Source organism: Pseudomonas sp. PDM14, from assembly GCF_014851905.1.
In the GTDB taxonomy this organism is placed as follows: domain Bacteria; phylum Pseudomonadota; class Gammaproteobacteria; order Pseudomonadales; family Pseudomonadaceae; genus Aquipseudomonas.
Genome location: NZ_JACVAQ010000001.1, coordinates 901216 through 921856 on the forward strand (window position 1 = coordinate 901216; position 20641 = coordinate 921856).

Here is a 20641-nt window from a genome sequence, read left to right on the forward strand (position 1 = left end):
CAGTTGACGATGCAGCCAAGCCCGCCCAGCGCCATTTCCGACAGTCCAGGCCGCGACCGCCTGCTGGACACCCGGCACCATGTGGAAACGCCCGAGGGCATCGACCTGGTGCTGCGTCCGGCCGGTGCTCTGCCGCGCAGCCTGGCCTTCGCGCTCGACCTGCTGTTCCGCGGCGTGATCCTGCTGGTGATGTTCCTCATCCTCGCCCTGCTCGGTCAGGTCGGCGTGGGCCTGGGCAGCATCCTCTTCTTCCTGGTCAACTGGTGGTACATGGTGCTGTTCGAAGTGCTGCGTCAGGGCCGTTCGCCCGGCAAGCAGATCATGGGGCTGCGCGTGGTCCACGACGACGGCACCCCCGTCGGCTGGGGCGCGTCACTGACCCGCAACCTGCTGCGCTTTGTCGACATGCTGCCGTTCGCCTACTGCCTGGGGCTGATCAGTTGCTTCAGCCATCCGGCCTTCAAGCGCCTCGGCGACCTGGCCGCCGGCACCCTGGTGGTCTATCGCGACGACACGGCCAAGCGCCCGACCATCGCTGCCGGTGATGCCGAGCGTGCGCCATTTCGCCTGGACCTGGCCGAGCAGCGTGCCCTGCTCGGCTTCGTCGAGCGCCAGGGCAGCCTCTCCGGCGCGCGCCGCCAGGAGCTGGCCGGCATCCTCGCACCGGCCCTGGAAGTGCCGGATGAACAAGCCGAAGCGAAGCTCAACGGCATCGCTCGTGGCTTGCTGGGGTCGACATGAAGCAGCACCTGTTCGAGCAACGCCACACGCCTGACTGGCTGAAATTCACCGCGCAACTCGACGCCCTGGAGAGCGGCAAGGCCGAGGCCAAATCCTGCGAGAGTTTCGCCGCCGACTACCGCCACCTCTGCCAGCACCTGGCCCTGGCCGAGGAGCGTGGCTACAGCAGCCACCTGATCGACCAGCTGCAGCAACTGGCGATGCGGGGCCACCAGCAGTTTTACCGTCACCGCAGCCACCTCGGCGCGCAGATCATCGCCTTCGTCCTGGTCGGTTTTCCGCGCTTGATCCGCAGCGAGTGGCGCGCCGTGCTCGCCGCCTGCCTGCTGTTCTTCGGCAGCCTGCTGCTGATGGGCCTGCTGACCTGGCTGTTCGACGACCTGATCTACACCCTGATGGACCCGGGCCAGGTCTCGGACATGGAGCGCATGTACGACCCCGATGCACGGCGCATCGGCCGCTTCAGCGAGCGTGACGCCGGCGACGACTGGATGATGTTCGGCTTCTACATCATGAACAACATCGGCATCGCCTTTCAGACGTTCGCCAGCGGCCTGCTGTTCGGCCTTGGCAGCCTGTTCTTCCTGCTGTTCAACGGCCTGATGATCGGTGCGGTCGCTGGCCACCTGACCCGTATTGGCTACAGCGAAACCTTCTGGTCCTTTGTCATCGGCCACGGCGCCTTCGAGCTCACCGCCATCGCCTTCGCCGGCGCCGCCGGGCTCAAGCTCGGCTGGGCGCTGCTCGCCCCCGGCCGCCTGCGCCGTGGCGAGGCTCTGCGCCAGGCGGCCGGGCGCAGCGTGCAACTGGTCGCCGGGGTCATCCTGTTCCTGCTCATCGCCGCCTTCATCGAGGCCTTCTGGTCGTCGATGACCTACACCACGCCGACCATCAAGTACGTGGTCGGTGCCGGTCTGTGGACGCTGGTGATCGCCTACTTCGTTTTTGCCGGACGCCAACGCCATGCGCCTGACTGACGCCAGCGTCGCCATCCGTCCCCGCAGCGCCTGGGAAGCCGTCGACCTCGGCGTGCTCCTGGCGCAGCGCCACACCGTGCTGCTGATGGCCAGCTGGGCACTGGTGACCCTGCCGCTGTTCGCCCTGCTGACCCTGCTGCTGTGGCAGTACCCGAGCGTGGTCGCTTTCATCTTCTGGTGGCTGAAACCGGCCTGGGAACGCCTGCCGCTGTACATCCTCTCGCGCTCGCTGTTTGGCGACACGCCGACGCTGAAGCAGGCACTCAAGGCCCTGCCCAGGTTGCTCAAACCGCAATTGCTGGCGAGCCTGACCTGGCGCCGTTTCAGCCCGACGCGCAGCTTCGACCTGCCGGTCCTGCAGCTCGAAGGGCTCAGCGGCGAAGCACGCAGCAAGCGCCTGGTGGTGCTTGGCCAGAGCAACGCTGGCAGTGCCACGTGGCTGACCGTGCTCGGCGCGCACCTGGAGGCGATCTTCTGCTTCGGCCTCATCGCCCTTGTCTACCTGATGCTGCCGCAGCAGATGGAGATCGACCTGGACTGGCAGAACCTGCTGCAGACCGGCGACGGCGAATGGCTGTGGCTGGAGCACCTGTCCAACCTGATGTACGCCCTGGTGCTGGTGTTCTGGGAACCGATCTACGTCGCCTGCGGCTTCACCCTCTACCTCAACCGGCGTACCGCGCTGGAAGCCTGGGACATCGAGCTGGTGTTCCGCCGCCTGCGCCAACGCCTGACCGGCAGCGCCTATGCCCTGCTCCTGGCCTTCGGCCTGTTCGCCCTGGCGCCGACGCCGGACGCCTGGGCAGCAGAAACCAAGGCCGTCGGCAGCTGCCCGGTGCCGATCCAGGACCCCAACGGCCCCGACGCCGAGCGCCTGCTCAAGCAACCGCTGACCAGCGCCGCTGCACAGGACAGCATCAAGAGCCTGCTCGACCAGCCGCCGTTCGAGAACCGCGAAACCGTGACGCGCTGGCGCTTCGGTGAGGAGCAGGCAGAGAAGAAAGCCGACCCGGAAGACGGCAAGGGTTTCATCGAGTCCCTGCGCAAGCTGGTCGACCTGGCCGCCTATTTCAAGAAGCTCGATGTGGTCGCGCAGGTCTTCGAAGTCATCCTCTGGGGCGCGCTGATCGCCCTGCTCACCCTGCTGGTCTGGCGCTACCGCGAATGGCTGCAGGTGTTCGCCGGCCGCCTCGGCCTGCCGCAACGCCACGCACGCATGGTGCCCGAGCAACTGTTCGGCCTGGAGATCGCCCCCGAAAGCCTGCCCGACGACGTCGCCAGCGAAGCCGAGCGACTCTGGGCCGAACACCCGCGCGAAGCCCTCGGCCTGCTCTACCGCGCCCTGCTCAGTCGCCTGTTGCACGACTTCCGCCTGCCCCTCAAGGGCTCGCACACCGAAGGCGAAGTGTTGCAACTGGTACAACGCCTGGAGCAGGACGAGCTCAGCCGCTTCAGCGCCGTGCTCACCCGTCACTGGCAGAACCTTGCGTACGGCCACCTCACGCCACCGGACAACCTCAAACGCGGCCTGTGCGAAGGCTGGCGCCGGCTGTTCCGCAGCGACGGGGTGAAGGCATGAATCGTCCAGTCAAACTGCTGCTCGCCGGCGGCGTGCTGATTGCCCTGACCTGGCTCGGCACTTATGTCGCCGGGCAGATGCAGCCGTACCAGCAGACCATCAAACACGGCCCCGCGCCGGAAGTGGATGCCAACCCCTACCTGGCCGCCGAGCACTTCCTGCGCCAGCAGAAGATCAGCGCCCAGCACGCCGACGGTCTCGACGTGCTCAACACCCTGCAAGCCAATGGCCAGACCCTGATGCTGCTCAGCGAGCGGCACAACATGACCCCGCGCCAGGCCCGCAAGGCCCTGGACTGGGCGGCCAAAGGCGGCCACTTGGTATTCGTCGCGGAGAGCATCTGGGACGAGGACGCGGGCAAGAGCGACGACCTGCTGCTCGACAGCCTGGGCATCCAGCAGCACCTGAGCGAAGAGCTCGACGAAGCGGAAGACGCCGACAGCGGCGAACAGGAAAGCGCCGAGGACGAGAGCAGCGATGAGGCCGAGGCAGAAGATGCCCAGACGGCGGAGGACGAGCAGGCGGTCGAGGCGGACGAGCACCTTGACGACGAGACGGCAGACGAGCCGGAAGCCGATGCCGAAACCGGCGACGAAGACCGCTATCCGTACCTGACCAAGCTCTACCTGGAGAACGAGCAGGCGCCGGCCTACGTCGACTTCGACACCGACTTCCACCTGTACGACGCGAAGAACCGTGCCCACGCCTGGGCCAACAGCGACCAGGCCACGCACATGCTGCAGCTGTACCACGGCGACGGCCTGATCACCGTGCTCACCGATGCCTGGATCTGGCGCAACGACAGCATCGCCGACTACGACAACGCCTGGCTGCTCTGGTACCTGAGCCAGGACAGCAACGTCACCCTGGTCTACAACGCCGAACGCGACGACCTGTTCAGCCAGTTGCTCAAGCACTATCCGATCGCCCTGGCCTGCCTGGCGATGCTGATCATCCTGCTGCTGTGGCACGTCGGCCTGCGCCACGGCCCGCTGCAGGCACCGGTCAGCCATGCGCGCCGGCAACTGGAAGAACACCTGCGCGGCAGCGCCGACTTCCTCCTGCGCCGCAGCGGCCAGCAGAGCCTGCTGCAGAGCCTGCAGCGCGACATCCTGCGCCGCGCCCGTCACCGGCACCCGGGCTTCGAACGCCTCGGCGTTGCCGAACAGTGGCAGGTGCTCGGCCGCCTCACCCGTTTACCCACCAGCGCCATCGGTCAGGCCATGCGTCCCGCGCCTGACAAACGTGTGTCCGCTGCCGACTTCACCCGCCAGGTCGCCAACCTGCAAACTCTCAGGAATGCCCTATGAGCGAACAAACGCCGGACTCCAACGACAGCCTCGACCTCGACATCGCCCCTGCTGCCCCGGCAGCGCCCACCGCACCGGCCGCCCCGTCTGCCGCCAGCCAGCGGCAGCGCGCCACCCAGATGCTCCAGGCCCTGCGCGCGGAGTTGCAAAAGGCGCTGATCGGCCAACAGGCGGTGGTCGACGACGTGCTCACGGCGCTGATCGCCGGTGGCCACGTGCTCATCGAGGGTGTGCCCGGCCTCGGCAAGACCCTACTGGTCCGCGCCCTGGCGCGCTGTTTCGGCGGTGAGTTCGCGCGTATCCAGTTCACCCCCGACCTGATGCCCAGCGACGTCACCGGCCACGCCGTGTACGACCTGCAGAGCGAGCAGTTCAAGCTGCGCAAGGGCCCGGCGTTCACCAACCTGCTGCTGGCCGACGAGATCAACCGCGCCCCGGCCAAGACCCAGGCCGCGCTGCTGGAAGTGATGCAGGAGCGCCAGATAACCCTCGAGGGCCGCGCCCTGCCGGTGCCGCAGCCGTTCCTGGTACTGGCCACGCAGAACCCCATCGAGCAGGAAGGCACCTACCCGCTGCCGGAAGCGGAACTCGACCGCTTCATGCTCAAGCTGCGCATGGATTACCCGGCGGCCGATGAAGAGCTGAACCTGGTGCGCCAGGTCACCCGTTCGGCCAAGGCCGACATGCTCGAAGTGGCGCCGCTGCGTACCCTGCTGCAGGCCAAGGACGTGATCGCCCTGCAGAAGATCGCCAGCGAACTGGCCATCGACGAGCAGGTGCTCGACTACGCCGTGCGCCTGGCTCGCGCGACCCGCACCTGGCCGGGCCTGGCCATGGGCGCCGGCCCGCGCGCCTCGATCGCCCTGGTGCGCGGCGGTCGTGCACGCGCCCTGCTGCGCGGCGGCGACTTCGTCGTGCCGGACGACATCAAGGGTTGCGCCCTGGCCGTGCTGCGCCATCGCGTGCGCCTGTCGCCGGAGCTGGACATAGAAGGCCTGTCGGTCGACCAGGTGCTGCAGCAGCTGCTCGACCAAGTGCCGGCGCCGCGCCTGTGATGCAGGCGCCAACCGCCATCAACGGGCAGGCCCTGGCATGAAACCGTCACGCTTGCTGCTGGCCCTGCTCGGTGCCCTGCTGGCCGTCGCCATCGTGCTCGGCAGCCTGCCGTTGCTTGGCGTACGCCTGCCCGCCACGCTGCCGACACTGTGCTGGGGCTTGCTCCTGGCCCTTGCCGTGCTGGCCGGCGTCGATGCCCTGTGGCTGCGGCGCCTGCCAACCCCGCGCGCCGAACGCCAATTGCCCGGCAACCTGCCACTCGGACGCTGGAGCGAAGTGCGTCTGACCCTGCACCACGACTACGCCAGCGCGCTGGACATCGAGGTATTCGACCACGTGCCCGAGCGCATGGAGTTCGAGCACCTGCCACAACGCGTCCTGCTACGTCCGGGCGAACAGACCCAGTGCGGCTACCGCGTGCGGCCCCTGGCGCGCGGCCACTTCCGCTTCGCCCGCTGCGAGATCAACCTGCCCAGCCCGCTGCGCCTGTGGCAGGGCCGCCGCTACGTCGAGCTGCCGGGGGAAACCCGCGTCTACCCGGATTTCGCCCGCCTCTATGGTGCGCAGCTGATGGCCGTCGATGACTGGCTCAGCCAGCTGGGCGTGCGCCAGCGCCAGCGCCGCGGCCTGGGGCTGGAGTTCCACCAGCTGCGCGAATTCCGCGAAGGCGACACCCTGCGCCAGATCGACTGGAAAGCCACGGCGCGCAAGCGCACGCCGATCGCCCGCGAATACCAGGACGAGCGCGATCAGCAGATCGTCTTCCTCCTCGATTGCGGCCGGCGCATGCGCAGCCACGACGGCGACCTGTCGCACTTCGACCATGCCCTGAATGCCTGCCTGCTGCTCAGCTACGTGGCCCTGCGCCAAGGCGATGCGGTCGGCCTCAGCACCTTCGCCAGCGAGCGCGACCAGTTCGTGCCGCCGGTCAAGGGCCAGGAGCACATCAGCACGCTGCTCAACGCGGTCTACGCGGTGGACAGCACGCGTCGCCCCGCCGACTACGCCGCCGCGATCAACAGCCTGCTGGCACGCCAGCGCCGCCGTGCCCTGGTGGTGCTGGTGACCAACCTGCGCGACGAAGACGACGAAGAATTGCTCGGGGCAGTAAAACGCCTGGGGCGCCAGCACCGCGTGCTGGTCGCCAGCCTGCGCGAGGAAGTGCTCGACAGCCTGCGCCAGACGCCCGTCAACGACTACGAACAGGCGCTGGCCTACTGCGGCACGGTGAACTACCTGAACGCCCGCGCCGGCCTGCACGAGCGCCTGCTCGCCCACGGCGTACCGGTGCTGGATGCGCGCCCCGGCGAACTGGGCCCGGAACTGGTCAGCCGCTATCTGGCGTGGAAGAAGGCGGGCGTGCTGTAGGGCTCACAGGACGGGGGGCGGAGTTCCCCCCTCCCGCTGATGCCTACATTCGAAAATCAGCCGAGCAGGATGATCGCCCAGACGCTGGCGATCAGGCTGAGGGAAACGAACTGCGCGGCGCTGCCCATGTCCTTGGCGTTCTTCGACAGCGGGTGGCGGTCCAGCGAGATGCGGTCGATGGCCGCTTCGACAGCCGAGTTGAATAGCTCGACGATCAGCGACAGCAGGCCCACGGCGATCATCAGCGCGCGCTCCACCGGCGCCACGTCGAACCAGAACGCCAGCGGAATCAGCACCACGTTGAGCAGCACCAGCTGACGGAACGCCGCCTCGCCGACGAAGGCCGCGCGCAAGCCATCCAGCGAATAGCCACCGGCATTGAAAATACGCTTCAGACCGGTCTGGCCCTTGAATGGCGACATAGCGATGTACATCCGAAATTGAGGAAGCGGCGACCTTAGAAACGCCGCCGTCAAAAATACGTGAAGGGGTCGCGCATCACTGCCCCGGAATGGATTCCATCTGTTGCAGCAGCAGCGCGGCCTGGGTGCGGGTGCGCACGCCGAGCTTGCGGAAGATCGCGGTTACGTGGGCCTTGATGGTGGCTTCCGAAACGTTCAGTTCGTAGGCGATCTGCTTGTTCAGCAGGCCTTCGCAGACCATGGTCAGCACGCGAAACTGTTGCGGCGTCAGGCTGGCCAGACCAGCGCTGGCGGCTTTCGCCTCCGCCGAGACGGTAACCGCTTCGGACGCCTGTGGCGGCCACCAGACCTCACCATCGAGGACCTGGCGCACAGCCTGCTGGATGGTCTCCAGCGAGCTGGACTTGGGAATGAAGCCGCTGGCGCCGAACTCGCGGGCGCGCACCACCACCGCCGCCTCTTCCTGCGCCGAAACCATCACCACCGGCAGCTGCGGGTACTGCCCGCGCAACAGCACCAGGCCGGAGAAACCGTAGGCGCCCGGCATGTTCAGGTCGAGCAGCACCAGATCCCAGTCGCTCTTCTCGCCCAGGCAGGTTTCCAGCTCGGCGATGCTGGCCGCTTCCACCAGGCGCACATCCGGCCCCAGGCCCAGGCTCAATGCCTGTTGCAGGGCGCTGCGGAACAAGGGGTGATCGTCAGCGATGAGGATTTCGTAAGCGGCCATGGGTATCCCTGTTCTTGTTGTGGGCCGATCTGGACGGCCATAGCCGGCAAGCGGGCGGCGCCAAGCATGCCCAGCTGTGACGGGGTGGTCAAGCGTGCCGCTTTACGGCAAAGTCGCGGCTTTTGCCTGCCGAGAGACACCATGCGAAGCCACGCCCTGCGCGCCGACCTGCTGATGCTGCTGACCGCCATGATCTGGGGTTCGGCCTTCGTCGCCCAGCGCTTGGGCATGGATGCCATCGGCCCCTTCCTTTATACCGGCTTGCGATTCGCGCTCGCCAGCCTGGCGGTGCTGCCGCTGGTGCTGATTCTCGGTCGCCGCGACGCGGACAAGGCGCCGGAGCCGATCAATCGCGGTCTGCTGCTGGGCGGCCTGGCCATGGGCCTGGCGCTGGCATTGGGGATCAACCTGCAACAGGTCGGCCTGCTCTTCACCAGCGTGACCAACTCCGGGTTCATCACCGGCCTGTACGTCATCGTTGTGCCACTGCTCGGCCTGTTCCTCGGCCACCGGACCGGCATGAGCACCTGGCTCGGTGCCGGCCTGGCGGTGGTGGGGATGTTCCTGCTCAGCGTCGGCGACGGCTTTCACGTCGCCTCGGGTGACTGGCTGCAACTGGCCGGCGCCTTCGTCTGGGGTGTGCATGTATTGCTGGTCGGCTTCTTCGCCAGCCGTCACGACCCGCTGCGCCTGGCACTGATCCAGTTCGTCGTCTGCGCCTTGATCAGCCTGGTGCTGGCCATCGCGCTGGAGGAGATCCGCCTACCAGCGATTCTCGCCGCCGGCCCGGCGATTCTCTATGGCGGCCTGTTCGGCGTGGCGATCGGCTTCACCCTGCAGGTGGTCGCGCAGAAGCACGCCATCGCCTCCCACGCCGCGATCATCCTCTCGCTGGAGGCGGTGTTCGCCGCCATCGCCGGGGCGATCTTCCTCAGCGAAGCCCTGGCCCTGAAAGGCTATATAGGCTGCGCCCTAATGTTCGCCGGCATGCTGCTGGCCCAGTTGTGGCCGAAGAAACTGCCCGCCTGAGGCGCAACCCTCTCAGAGGAATTCGCGCAAAGCCTGGTGCGCGGCGCTGCTCTCGTCGATCGGCCAGTGGTGCTTGGCACCCAGATAGCGCTCGCTGAACAGGTCCAGCCAGGCATCCAGCGCGCCAGCCGCGCGCACGTCGCCAGCCTGCTCGAGGCACAGTGCCGCCACCTCGGCGGTGCACAGGTGCTCATCGCGTTTGGCGCGGCGCAGGCGATAGCGTGACAGCTGCTCCGGCAGCAGGCTGAGCACCGGCAGGCGATCCAGATAGGGGCTCTTGCGGAACATCTTGCGCGCCTCGGACCAGGTCGCATCCAGCAGGATGAACAGCGGGCGTTTGTGCGACTGCGGCGGCAACTCATGCACCACGCGACCGGGCGTGGTGTATTCACCGGGGAACACCACATAGGGTTGCCATTGCGGGTCATCGAGCAGCGCGAGCAGCTGCTCGTCCACCGCCGTGCGCTGCCAGCCGAACGCATAGGTATCGGCCACCAGGTCGGCGATCAGCCAACCGGTGTTGCTCGGCTTGAGCACTTCCACGTCGTACATCAGCAGGCACACGCCAGCACGCGCCTCGACCTGCGGCCGCCACTCGCACAGGCAATGGCTGCAGAACACCCGGCACTGCGGGCAACGCGGCGCCCGCGAGCCACGTGCCACGAAGGGCTTCAGGCTGCGAGCGAGGCGCTCGTCGCGCAGGCGGGATACGGCATGAGTCATCGGGGCGACCTGTACGGCAAGGCGAAAGGGGCGCAAGTCTAGAGTAAGATGAGCGCCTACTGAACCAGCCCGGTGCCGGCCGGTCGAAGGATTCGCCCTTACTTCAGGAGATTGTCCATGCGCCGCCTCGTCGCCCCGCTCGCCCTCTGCTTCGTCCTCCCCAGCGTTCAGGCCGCCTCGCTGAAGGACTACGAACTGAGCCGGATGCTGCAGCAGGTCGCCAAGGAAAGCAGCATCGGCACCCCGCGGGCGATCAACGAAGACTTGCTCGACCAGGGTTACACGGTTGAAGGTAACGAACTGATCAACCACCTCAGCGTACTGCCGCGCCACGCGATACAGATGCGCGCCAACCCGGATGCGGTTCGCCAGCAACTCGGCTCGAGCGTGTGCAGCAACCAGGGTTATCGTCAGTTGCTCGCCGGTGGCGCCGTGTTGCGCTATCAGTTCAGCGAATACAAGACCAACCAGCCGATTACCACCGAGCGCTTCAGCAAGGCCGACTGCGGCGTGCAGTGAGCCGCCTCAGTCCTCGTTGACCCGGCGCGGCTGCTCGTCCGCACGCAATTCGGCGAGCAGCGCCTCCAGATAGCGCGAGCGCCGCCCACCGCCATCCAGACGACGCAGACACTCCTCCTCGATACTCGTGCCATTGGTGCGCGCCGCCTGCAGTAGCATGCGGTACAGATCCAGATCGACTTCCAGCGTCAGACTCGGCATACCTGCCCTCCCCGTTCCGACGAGATGTACGACAGCGCGCGAGAGGTTCGCGCACAACGACCGCCTGTATGAACGACAGCTCTCGTTGCAAGGTAGAACAGATCGCGCCGGGAGAGCAGGCGAGCAAGACGAACGGCCCCGCCGGCACGCCGAAGACACCCGCATCTGAAAGACAGAAAGGAAACGTCAGCGCCGCAGTGCCCTCAAAGCGTCACGGGCCAGCCATACTTTGCTCAGGGCCAAACCCGTTTCACAAGGGTGCCGACCCGAGCCGTATCGAAGAAGGAGAGGTTTCATGCCGCATGAGCCTGACGACTATCTATCCCGCCACTTCCAGACCGGCGGCGTCGACCTGACCGCGAAGATCGCCGAACTCACCGCGCTCGTCGTCCCCGCCAACAGCGCCAACCTGCCGCTCTACCAGGAAATGCTCACCACCGTGGTGCGCATGGCGCAGGCCGACCGCAATCGCTGGGATGCCAAGATCATGCTGCAGACCCTGCGCGAGATGGAGCGCGCCTTCAGCGTTCTCGAGCAGTTCAAGCGGCGACGCAAGGTCACCGTATTCGGTTCCGCGCGCACGCCCAGCGACCATCCGGTGTACCGCCTGGCTCACGACCTGGGGCAAGAGCTGGCCCGTCTCAACCTGATGGTCATCACCGGTGCCGGCGGCGGCATCATGGCCGCCGCCCATGAAGGGGCCGGCGTAGAAAATGCCCTGGGGTTCAACATCACTCTGCCCTTCGAGCAGAGTGCCAACGCCACCATGCACGGCAGCGAAAACCTGCTGTCGTTTCACTTCTTCTTCCTGCGCAAGTTGTTCTTCATCAAGGAAGCCGACGCGCTGGTGCTCTGCCCCGGTGGCTTCGGCACCCTGGACGAGGCACTGGAAGTACTGACTCTGGTGCAGACCGGCAAGAGCCCACTGGTGCCGATCGTGCTGCTCGACGAGCCGGACGGCAGCTACTGGACCGAGGCCCTGCGCTTCATCCGCGAGCAACTGCAGGAACGCCACTACATCCTGCCGACTGACCTGCAGCTGGTTCGCCTGGTGCACAGCGCCGAAGAGGCGGGGCAGGAAATCGCGCGGTTCTACCGCAACTTCCACTCGACCCGCTGGCTGAAGGGCAACTTCCTGATCCGCATGAACCATCCGCTCAACGGGCCAGCCCTGGCGGCGCTCGATCAGGAGTTCGCCGACCTCTGCCTGAATGGCGGCTATCAACAGCAGAGCTATGCACAGGCCGAAATCGACGAGCCGGAGTTCAGCGCACTGACCCGCCTGGCTTTCGCTTTCAACGGGCGCAACCATGGCCGGTTGCGAGAGCTGGTGGACTTCATCAACCGGCCGCAGAACTGGGCGAGTAACGGTTGAGCAGGATACAGACAAAAGAAAGCCCGGACGTGCCGGGCTAAAGGGGATTCAATCCAGATCGGCACCGCGTAGCAGGCGCCCGATCTGTTCCAGAGAAAAGCCGCGGTAGCTGAGAAACCGCGATTGCTGTGCTCGCTCGCGCATGTCCGCCGGTTGCTGCCCGCCGAACTTGCGCTGCCAGACATCACGCAGCTGCTCCGCCCAATCGATGCCAGCCTCGGCCAGCGCCTGCTCGATGGCCTCGCGACCCAGGCCACGCTGCGCCAACTCTTCGCGAATGCGCAGCGGACCATAGCCCGAACGACCACGGCTGCTGATGAAGCTGCCGAGATAACGGACCTCCGACAACAACCCTTCTTCCGCCAAGCGATCCAGCGCGCCATCGATCAACTCGGGCGGCGCACCGCGGCGGCGCAGCTTACGGGTCAGCTCGACCCGGCCGTGCTCGCGCCTGGCCAGCAGGTCCATTGCCGCGCGACGCACGGCAACGGGGGTATCCAGCACCACGCTCATCGCCGAACTCAGGCGTCGAGGTCAGCCAGATCGTCGGCACCAGCCGTGGCTTCGGCACGGGCCGGGCCAGTTGCTACCAGCAATTTGTCGCGAATGATCTTCTCGATCGCGCCGCCGACTTCCGGGTTGTCTTCCAGGTACTTGGCCGAGTTGGCCTTGCCCTGACCGATCTTGTTGCCCTGGTAGCTGTACCAGGCACCGGACTTCTCGATCAGGCCGAGCTGCACGGCCAGGTCGATGACTTCACCGGTACGGTAGATGCCCTTGCCGTAGAGAATCTGGAACTCGGCCTGACGGAACGGCGGTGCGACCTTGTTCTTCACCACCTTGACGCGGGTTTCGCTGCCGACCACCTCGTCGCCTTCCTTCACCGCGCCGGTACGGCGGATGTCCAGACGCACGGAGGCGTAGAACTTCAGCGCGTTACCACCGGTGGTGGTTTCCGGGCTGCCGAACATCACGCCGATCTTCATGCGGATCTGGTTGATGAAGATCACCAGGCAGTTGGCGTTCTTGATGTTGCCGGTGATCTTGCGCAGGGCCTGGCTCATCAGACGGGCCTGCAGGCCGACGTGCATGTCGCCCATCTCACCTTCGATCTCGGCCTTCGGCACCAGGGCCGCAACGGAGTCGACGATGATCACGTCGACCGCATTGGAGCGCACCAGCATGTCGGTGATTTCCAAGGCCTGCTCGCCGGTATCCGGCTGCGAAACCAGCAGGTCGTCGACATTCACGCCGAGCTTGCCGGCATAGTCCGGGTCAAGGGCGTGCTCGGCGTCGACGAAGGCGCAGGTGGCGCCCATCTTCTGCGCTTCGGCGATGACCGACAAAGTCAGCGTGGTCTTACCCGAGGATTCCGGGCCGTAGATTTCGACGATCCGGCCTTTCGGCAGGCCGCCAATGCCGAGGGCGATATCCAGCCCCAGCGAGCCGGTGGAAATGGCCGGGATGGCTTGGCGCTCATGATCGCCCATGCGCATGACAGCGCCCTTGCCAAACTGCTTCTCGATCTGGCCCAGGGCCGCCGCCAAAGCACGCTTCTTGTTCTCGTCCATTTCCATCCTCACGTATTCAAGAGGGCCAACCGCCCACCAACAACTGTATAAGTAGACAGTAGTATTTCACAAGGCAAGTCCGACGCCTACCCCTGTTGCGGATTTTCTCCTGCCGCCAGTCGGAGCATGCCGCGCAGTGCCCGCTCGACGGTTTGCGCACGGACCTGCCCACGGTCGCCATCGAACTGGCAGCGCTGGGTGAACAGCTGCTCGCCGTCGCCCCAGGCCAGCCATACCGTGCCGACCGGCTTTTCCAGCGAGCCGCCGCCAGGCCCGGCGACGCCGCTGACTGCCACGGCGAAACGCGCCGTACTGCGGCGCTGGGCACCGCGCACCATCGCGGCGACCACGCCCTCACTGACCGCCCCCACCTGCTCGAACAGCTCGCTCGGCACGTCGAGCAAGGTCGTCTTTTGCCCGTTGGAGTAGGTGACATAGCCTGCCTCGAACCAGGCCGAGCTGCCCGCGATGCGGGTAATGGCCTCGGCGATACCGCCGCCGGTGCAGGACTCCGCGGTGCTCACCTGGGCTCCTAGCGACAGCAGTCGCTCGCCCAGCCGGGCGGCCAGTTCGGTTATCACATCCATGGGTTCTCCAAGGTGAAGCAAGCGGGAGGGATACCGTACACTACGCGCTTTTGCGAACTAAGCCGGACAGCCGAACGATGAGTGATCTCTCTGCCCATACACCGATGATGCAACAGTACTGGCGGCTGAAGAATCAGCACCCGGACCAGCTGATGTTCTATCGCATGGGCGATTTCTACGAAATCTTCTATGAAGATGCGAAGAAAGCCGCGGCACTCCTCGACATCACCCTGACCGCTCGCGGCCAGTCCGCCGGCCAGGCGATTCCGATGTGCGGCATCCCGCACCACTCCGCTGAGGGTTACCTGGCGCGCCTGGTCAAGCTCGGCGAGTCGGTGGTGATCTGCGAGCAGATCGGCGATCCAGCCACCAGCAAGGGGCCGGTGGAGCGCCAGGTGGTGCGCATCATCACCCCGGGCACGATCAGCGACGAAGCCTTCCTCGACGAGCGCCGCGACAACCTGCTGGCTGCCGTTCTCGGTGACGAGAAGCTGTTCGGCCTGGCCGCGCTGGACATCACCAGCGGCCGCTTTACCGTGCAGGAACTAAAGGGCTGGGAGAACCTGCTGGCCGAGCTGGAACGCCTGAGCCCGGCAGAACTGCTGATCCCCGATGACTGGCCGCAGGGCCTGCCGGTGGAGAAGCGCCGCGGTTGCCGTCGTCGCGCGCCCTGGGACTTCGAGCGCGACAGCGCGCGCAAAAGCCTGTGCCAACAGTTCGCCACCCAAGACCTCAAGGGCTTCGGCTGCGAAACCCTGACCCTGGCCATCGGCGCCGCGGGCTGTCTGCTCAGCTACGCCAAGGAAACCCAGCGCACCGCCTTGCCGCACCTGCGCGGCCTGCGCCACGAGCGTCTCGACGACACGGTGATCCTCGACGCGGCCAGTCGGCGCAACCTGGAACTCGACACCAACCTCGCCGGTGGTCGCGACAACACCCTGCAGTCGGTGGTCGACCGTTGCCAGACCGCCATGGGCAGCCGTCTGCTGACCCGCTGGCTGAACCGCCCACTGCGTGATCGCAGCGTGCTCGAAGGCCGCCAGGACTCCATCGCCTGCCTGCTCGACCGTTACCGTTTCGAGCTGATCCAGCCACAGCTGAAGGAAATCGGCGACCTCGAGCGCATCCTCGCGCGCATCGGCCTGCGCAACGCTCGCCCGCGTGACCTGGCCCGCCTGCGTGACGCCCTGGCCGCGTTGCCCGAGCTGCAAAGCGGCATGGCGCAACTGGACATCGATCACCTGCGCGACCTGGCCACCAGCATCCGTACCTACCCGGATCTGGCCGACCTGCTGCAACGGGCGATCATCGACAACCCACCGGCGGTGATTCGCGACGGCGGCGTGCTGAAGACCGGCTACGACGCGGACCTGGACGAACTGCAGTCGCTGTCCGAGAACGCCGGGCAGTTCCTCATGGACCTGGAAACCCGCGAAAAAGCGCGTACCGGCCTGGCCAACCTCAAGGTCGGCTACAACCGTGTGCACGGCTATTTCATTGAGCTGCCGAGCAAGCAGGCCGAATCGGCGCCGGCCGACTACATCCGCCGGCAGACCCTCAAGGGTGCCGAGCGCTTCATCACCCCCGAACTCAAGGAGTTCGAGGACAAGGCCCTGTCGGCCAAGAGCCGCGCCCTGGCCCGCGAAAAACTGCTCTACGACGAGCTGCTGGAACTGCTCATCGGCCACCTCGGCCCACTGCAGGATACCGCCGCTGCGCTCGCCGAACTGGACGTGCTGAGCAACCTCGCGGAGCGCGCCCTGAGCCTCGACCTCAATCGCCCGCGCTTCGTCGACCACGCCTGTATGAGCATCGACCAAGGCCGCCACCCGGTAGTGGAACAGGTGCTGGAAACGCCCTTCGTGGCCAACGACCTCAAGCTCGACGACAGCACACGGATGCTGATCATCACCGGCCCGAACATGGGCGGTAAGTCGACCTACATGCGTCAGACCGCACTGATCGTGCTGCTCGCCCATATCGGCAGCTTCGTCCCGGCGGCAAGCTGCGAGCTGTCGCTGGTCGACCGCATCTTCACCCGCATCGGCTCCAGCGACGACCTGGCCGGTGGCCGCTCCACCTTCATGGTGGAAATGAGCGAAACCGCCAATATCCTGCACAATGCCACCGCACAGAGCCTGGTGCTGATGGACGAAGTCGGCCGCGGCACCAGCACCTTCGATGGCCTGTCGCTGGCCTGGTCGGCCGCCGAACAGCTGGCCAGCCTGCGTGCCTGGACGCTATTCGCCACGCACTACTTCGAGCTGACCGTGCTGCCGGAGAGCGAGCCAGTGGTGGCCAACGTGCACCTCAACGCCACCGAGCACAACGAACGCATCGTCTTCCTCCACCACGTGCTGCCAGGCCCCGCCAGCCAGAGCTATGGCCTGGCGGTGGCACAACTGGCCGGCGTGCCGGGCCCGGTAATCCAGCGTGCCCGCGAACACCTGGCACGACTGGAAACCACCAGCCTGCCCCACGAACCTATCCGCAGCGCTACCGGGCAACCCGCCGCGCCGATGCAGAACGACCTGTTCGCCAGCCTGCCGCATCCGATTCTGGAGGAATTGGGCAAAATCAATCCCGATGATTTGACCCCACGCAGAGCGCTGGAGCTGTTATATGCATGGAAGACACGGATCTGACAGAGGCCCTTGCAAGCTGATAGAATCCGCGCGCTTTTAAGACTGTCCGGCTTTTAGCCTGAGCCGAGACCGTCCACTTTCCGTGCCGGAGACCCACATAGAATGGGCACGGCCGCCGTCTGAGGAGAGAATCAGAACATGACTTTCGTCGTCACCGACAACTGCATCAAGTGCAAATACACCGACTGCGTGGAAGTTTGTCCGGTGGACTGCTTTTACGAAGGCCCGAACTTTCTGGTGATCCACCCGGACGAGTGCATCGATTGCGCCCTGTGCGAGCCGGAATGCCCGGCCCAGGCCATTTTCTCCGAAGATGAAGTGCCAGAAGACATGCAGGAGTTCATCGCCCTGAACACCGAACTGGCGGAAGTCTGGCCGAACATCACCGAGAAGAAAGACGCGCTGGCCGATGCCGAAGAGTGGGATGGCGTGAAGGACAAGCTACAACACCTGGAACGTTGATCGCCCGGCAAAACAAAAAGGCCCGCTGATGCGGGCCTTTTGCTGTGCGCAGCTTTTCTGCGGACAAAAAAAGGGGCGGTTAGAAACCGCCCACTCTTTTTTCCCTACTCCCTTTTTTTCCTACTCATCATCCTGATGAACCGCATCCTGCGGTGGTTCCCTAGACCATCTCCCTGACAGCCTGCGTCTTTCCCTAGACACGGCTTAATAATAGCGACTCTCAGTATCGGAACAAGGCCACCTGACGCGTCGAAACGTGCTTTACGCAGATCATCGTAAAAAATAAAATCTTTATAATCATATAGTTATATAAATACCACAGAGAAAAATCGCTGCCTGCTGGCCGATTTTGCCGTGCATCTCTTACACACCGCGTAAGCAATGGCTTACACGGCACGCATAAAAAACCCGGCATTCGCCGGGTTTTTGGTTTGCGCAGCACTGCTATTGGAACAACGCATCGCTCGACAGGCCATTTTTCTCCAGGATCTCGCGCAGGCGCTTGAGCGCCTCGACCTGGATCTGTCGGACCCGCTCGCGCGTCAGACCGATTTCCTGCCCGACCTCTTCCAGCGTGCAACTTTCGTGACCACGGAGCCCGAAACGGCGCACCACGACCTCACGCTGTTTGTCAGTCAGCTCGGACAGCCACTGATCGATGCTCTGCGACAGATCATCGTCCTGCAGCAGTTCGCAAGGATCCGAAGGCCGGTCATCGGTGAGGGTATCGAGCAGGGTCTTGTCCGAGTCAGGACCAAGCGACACATCCACCGAGGTGACCCGCTCGTTCAGGCCGAGCATGCGCTTGACCTCGCCGACCGGTTTCTCCAACAGGTTGGCGATTTCCTCGGCTGAAGGCTCGTGATCGAGCTTCTGCGTCAGCTCGCGAGCCGCGCGCAGGTAGACGTTGAGTTCCTTCACCACATGAATCGGCAGGCGAATCGTGCGGGTCTGATTCATGATCGCGCGTTCGATGGTCTGCCGGATCCACCAGGTGGCGTAGGTCGAGAAACGGAAACCGCGCTCGGGGTCGAATTTCTCCACCGCGCGGATCAGCCCCAGGTTGCCCTCCTCGATCAGATCGAGCAGCGACAGTCCGCGATTCACGTAACGACGCGCGATCTTCACCACCAGGCGCAAGTTGCTTTCGATCATGCGTTTGCGGCCCGCAGGATCGCCCTTCTGCGCCAAACGCGCGAAGTGCACTTCTTCCTGGGGAGTGAGCAGAGGGGAGAAACCGATTTCGTTGAGGTACAGCTGAGTGGCGTCTAGCGCGCGGGTGTAGTCGATGTACTTGTGTTGCTTGAGAGTCGTGGTCGAGTTTCTGGATTTGCCGCTGGCGAGAGGAAGCTCAGCGTCCTCGCTAGTCCCGTCGTCCATAATGATGCCCGGCTCCATGAGCAGCACCTCATCGTCGACGTCAAACTCCGGCGCTTCTTTATTGAGTGCCATTGTTGTTGTCCTTCTGCTGAGTTCGACAACAAGCTCGGCGGCGCCTGCCCAGTCATTTCAAGGAGAACCGGTCCCCCAAACCTGTTCTGCAACAGGTCTGTCACCGTCCACAACATTCTTGAAAGCTGAATCAAATCCTTGGCAACACCTGAGCCCGCTCCTCCTACACATGTGGAGCAGGTCGGCAGTCAGGTCAGCGACTGGGCAGATATTGCAGGGGGTCTACAGGTTTTCCCTGACGGCGAATCTCGAAATGGAGTTTCACCCGGTCGGTCCCCGTGGAACCCATCTCGGCGATATTCTGTCCGACTTTGACCTGCTGTCCCTCCCGCACCAGCAGCCTGCGGTTATGTCCGTAGGCGCTTACGTAGGTATCGCTGTGTTTGATGATGACCAGTTCACCGTAGCCCCGTAAACCACTTCCGGCGTACACAACGGACCCATCAGCTGCAGCCAAAACAGGCTGGCCCAATTCGCCAGCGATATCAACGCCTTTATTCAAACTGCCGTTTGAAGAGAATTTACCGATCAAAACTCCGCTGGTTGGCCATGCCCAACCCTTGGCAGAGCGGGCGACGGGCGTCACTTTGGTGGTAGCCGGCGTGGTCACCAGCGGCGGTTTGCTGACCGCAACCGGGGGCTGCGTCGGCGTCGAGGTCTGTCCGACTGGGGGGCGTGTTACTACCGCAGGCTGGGTGATGAGCGTCGTCGGCGCCTTGTTCGGCTGGGCCACCACAACCGGTGCACTGCCCTGCTGGCCATCGAAGCGGATCGTCTGGCCGGGACGAATCACGTAGGGCGGCGGGATGTTGTTGCGCACGGCCAGGGCTTTCCAGTCCCAGCCGAAGCGAAAGGCGATCGAGTAGAGGGTGTCACCGGGCTGGACGCGGTGGGAGCCGCTGCTCACCGGCTGACGCTGTTGTGCCGCAGTAGCAGCAGCGCCGCCATGCGTACGGTCAACCACTTGCACACCGCCACGCGGCGAACTGGTGCATCCGACCAGCAGGGCGGCAACGACCACAGCGCTCAATCCGGTCCGACCGGCAAAGCCATTTAGCTGCTGTTTGGCTGTGAATCTCACCCCATGCTCCCTTTGCCGGTGTTTCTTGGAATTGGTGCCATTGTGCCGCAATTGAATGTGTCGCAAATGCTCATGAACCCCGCACCGGCCTTAGACGCCTCTGCTGCTGGACAACATGGCCGGCCACGAAGTTCGGACAACAGCCAGCCGCACTCAGGCCAGCGGGCCGTTCAGCAGGGGAACGAAGCGCACCGCATCGAGCACGTGCCGCGAATAGCCGTCTTCCTCACGGATGATCAGCAGCAGCTCCTGCACATCGCCTGCGCCCACCGGAATCACCAGGCGGCCGCCAAGAGCCAGCTGCTCGAGCAGGGCCTGTGGCACTTCCGCCGCGGCAGCGGTGACGATGATGCCGTTGTATGGCCCCAGCGCGTTCCAGCCCTCCCAGCCATCGCCCCAACGGAATACCACGTTGCGCAGCTTGAGTTCGACCAGGCGCTCCTTGGCACGGTCCTGCAGGCTCTGGATGCGTTCGACGGAGAACACCCGCTCCACCAGCTGGGCCAGCACGGCCGTCTGGTAGCCGGAGCCGGTGCCAATCTCCAGCACCTTGTCCAGCGGGCCGGCGGCCAGTAGCAACTCGGTCATGCGCCCGACCATGTACGGCTGGGAGATGGTCTGGTTGTGACCGATGGGCAGCGCGGTGTCTTCATAGGCGCGGTGCGCCAGGGCTTCGTCGACGAACAGGTGGCGCGGCGTACGACGAATGACTTCGAGCACGCCGGGGTTGGACAGGCCTTCCTCGTATAGGCGCTCGATCAGGCGCTCGCGCGTGCGCTGCGAGGTCATGCCGATGCCGTGACGCTGCAGGTGATC

General features: G+C 64.9%; 21 protein-coding genes. 11 read left to right on the plus strand and 10 right to left on the minus strand.

The features are described 5' to 3' along the window. Positions 1 to 9 precede the first annotated feature (9 nt). From IB229_RS04230 to IB229_RS04255, 6 genes are read left to right on the plus strand one after another with little or no spacing between them, the layout of a single operon-like run. Positions 10 to 741: an RDD family protein gene (locus tag IB229_RS04230; protein ID WP_192329232.1), complete on the plus strand. Its 732-nt coding sequence runs from the start codon at positions 10 to 12 to the stop codon at positions 739 to 741. After that, complete coding sequence (locus IB229_RS04235; protein WP_192325271.1) at positions 738 to 1718, plus strand: stage II sporulation protein M; 981 nt, start codon at positions 738 to 740, stop codon at positions 1716 to 1718. Before IB229_RS04230 ends, IB229_RS04235 begins: the two co-directional genes overlap by 4 nt. Next, complete coding sequence (locus IB229_RS04240) at positions 1705 to 3297, plus strand: DUF4129 domain-containing protein (protein WP_192325273.1); 1593 nt, start codon at positions 1705 to 1707, stop codon at positions 3295 to 3297. The genes IB229_RS04235 and IB229_RS04240 overlap by 14 nt, the downstream gene beginning before the upstream one ends. Further along, positions 3294 to 4607: a DUF4350 domain-containing protein gene (locus IB229_RS04245; RefSeq protein WP_192325275.1), complete on the plus strand. Its 1314-nt coding sequence runs from the start codon at positions 3294 to 3296 to the stop codon at positions 4605 to 4607. Before IB229_RS04240 ends, IB229_RS04245 begins: the two co-directional genes overlap by 4 nt. Further along, entirely contained in the window at positions 4604 to 5662 is a 1059-nt protein-coding gene (locus tag IB229_RS04250) for an AAA family ATPase (RefSeq protein ID WP_225578909.1), read from the plus strand. Before IB229_RS04245 ends, IB229_RS04250 begins: the two co-directional genes overlap by 4 nt. Positions 5663 to 5699: 37 nt before the next feature. Next, positions 5700 to 7031 (plus strand): DUF58 domain-containing protein, encoded by a 1332-nt coding sequence (locus IB229_RS04255; RefSeq protein WP_192325277.1) that lies wholly within the window; start codon positions 5700 to 5702, stop codon positions 7029 to 7031. A 56-nt stretch (positions 7032 to 7087) separates the two neighbouring features. Here the strand turns inward: IB229_RS04255 and IB229_RS04260 are convergent, their stop codons facing one another. Then, on the minus strand, positions 7088 to 7459 hold the full coding sequence (locus IB229_RS04260) for a diacylglycerol kinase (RefSeq protein ID WP_192329237.1): 372 nt from the start codon (positions 7457 to 7459) through the stop codon (positions 7088 to 7090). Between the two features lie 70 nt (positions 7460 to 7529). Beyond that, positions 7530 to 8180: a response regulator transcription factor ErdR gene (gene erdR, locus IB229_RS04265; RefSeq protein WP_192325279.1), complete on the minus strand. Its 651-nt coding sequence runs from the start codon at positions 8178 to 8180 to the stop codon at positions 7530 to 7532. A gap of 141 nt (positions 8181 to 8321) precedes the next feature. Between erdR and IB229_RS04270 the strand changes: the two genes are divergently transcribed. Then, entirely contained in the window at positions 8322 to 9209 is an 888-nt protein-coding gene (locus IB229_RS04270) for a DMT family transporter (protein ID WP_192325281.1), read from the plus strand. Between the two features lie 12 nt (positions 9210 to 9221). Here IB229_RS04270 and IB229_RS04275 read toward each other — a convergent pair whose 3' ends face one another. Then, positions 9222 to 9932, minus strand: a complete 711-nt coding sequence (locus IB229_RS04275) for a tRNA-uridine aminocarboxypropyltransferase (protein ID WP_192325282.1) — start codon at positions 9930 to 9932, stop codon at positions 9222 to 9224. A 117-nt stretch (positions 9933 to 10049) separates the two neighbouring features. Here IB229_RS04275 and IB229_RS04280 point away from each other — a divergent pair, with 117 nt between their 5' ends. Continuing rightward, on the plus strand, positions 10050 to 10451 hold the full coding sequence (locus tag IB229_RS04280) for a quorum-sensing-regulated virulence factor family protein (protein WP_192325284.1): 402 nt from the start codon (positions 10050 to 10052) through the stop codon (positions 10449 to 10451). A 6-nt stretch (positions 10452 to 10457) separates the two neighbouring features. Here IB229_RS04280 and IB229_RS04285 read toward each other — a convergent pair whose 3' ends face one another. Next, a complete protein-coding gene (locus IB229_RS04285) occupies positions 10458 to 10652 on the minus strand; it encodes a hypothetical protein (RefSeq protein ID WP_192325286.1) in 195 nt (64 codons plus the stop codon). 295 nt (positions 10653 to 10947) lie between these two features. Between IB229_RS04285 and IB229_RS04290 the strand changes: the two genes are divergently transcribed. Beyond that, positions 10948 to 12027, plus strand: a complete 1080-nt coding sequence (locus tag IB229_RS04290) for an LOG family protein (protein WP_192325288.1) — start codon at positions 10948 to 10950, stop codon at positions 12025 to 12027. Positions 12028 to 12075: 48 nt separating this feature from the next. On the opposite strand, the gene recX is transcribed toward IB229_RS04290, so the two are convergent. The 3 genes from recX to IB229_RS04305 form a co-directional block, all read right to left on the minus strand. After that, on the minus strand, positions 12076 to 12540 hold the full coding sequence (gene recX / locus IB229_RS04295) for a recombination regulator RecX (RefSeq protein ID WP_192325290.1): 465 nt from the start codon (positions 12538 to 12540) through the stop codon (positions 12076 to 12078). Positions 12541 to 12548: 8 nt separating this feature from the next. Next, positions 12549 to 13598: a recombinase RecA gene (recA, locus tag IB229_RS04300; RefSeq protein ID WP_192325292.1), complete on the minus strand. Its 1050-nt coding sequence runs from the start codon at positions 13596 to 13598 to the stop codon at positions 12549 to 12551. Between the two features lie 86 nt (positions 13599 to 13684). Further along, on the minus strand, positions 13685 to 14185 hold the full coding sequence (locus IB229_RS04305; protein WP_192325294.1) for a CinA family protein: 501 nt from the start codon (positions 14183 to 14185) through the stop codon (positions 13685 to 13687). 77 nt (positions 14186 to 14262) lie between these two features. Between IB229_RS04305 and mutS the strand changes: the two genes are divergently transcribed. Both mutS and fdxA read left to right on the plus strand, forming a co-directional pair. Beyond that, positions 14263 to 16830: a DNA mismatch repair protein MutS gene (mutS, locus tag IB229_RS04310; RefSeq protein ID WP_192325296.1), complete on the plus strand. Its 2568-nt coding sequence runs from the start codon at positions 14263 to 14265 to the stop codon at positions 16828 to 16830. Between the two features lie 138 nt (positions 16831 to 16968). Continuing rightward, entirely contained in the window at positions 16969 to 17292 is a 324-nt protein-coding gene (fdxA, locus tag IB229_RS04315) for a ferredoxin FdxA (RefSeq protein WP_192325298.1), read from the plus strand. A 444-nt stretch (positions 17293 to 17736) separates the two neighbouring features. On the opposite strand, the gene rpoS is transcribed toward fdxA, so the two are convergent. The 3 genes from rpoS to IB229_RS04330 all read right to left on the minus strand — a co-directional run bounded on the left by rpoS (position 17737) and on the right by IB229_RS04330 (position 20614). Beyond that, positions 17737 to 18744 (minus strand): RNA polymerase sigma factor RpoS, encoded by a 1008-nt coding sequence (rpoS, locus tag IB229_RS04320; RefSeq protein ID WP_192325300.1) that lies wholly within the window; start codon positions 18742 to 18744, stop codon positions 17737 to 17739. A 193-nt stretch (positions 18745 to 18937) separates the two neighbouring features. Continuing rightward, positions 18938 to 19825, minus strand: coding sequence for a peptidoglycan DD-metalloendopeptidase family protein (locus tag IB229_RS04325; RefSeq protein WP_192325302.1), 888 nt, complete (start codon positions 19823 to 19825; stop codon positions 18938 to 18940). Positions 19826 to 19978: 153 nt separating this feature from the next. Next, complete coding sequence (locus tag IB229_RS04330; RefSeq protein WP_192329239.1) at positions 19979 to 20614, minus strand: protein-L-isoaspartate(D-aspartate) O-methyltransferase; 636 nt, start codon at positions 20612 to 20614, stop codon at positions 19979 to 19981. Between the last annotated feature and the right edge of the window lie 27 nt (positions 20615 to 20641).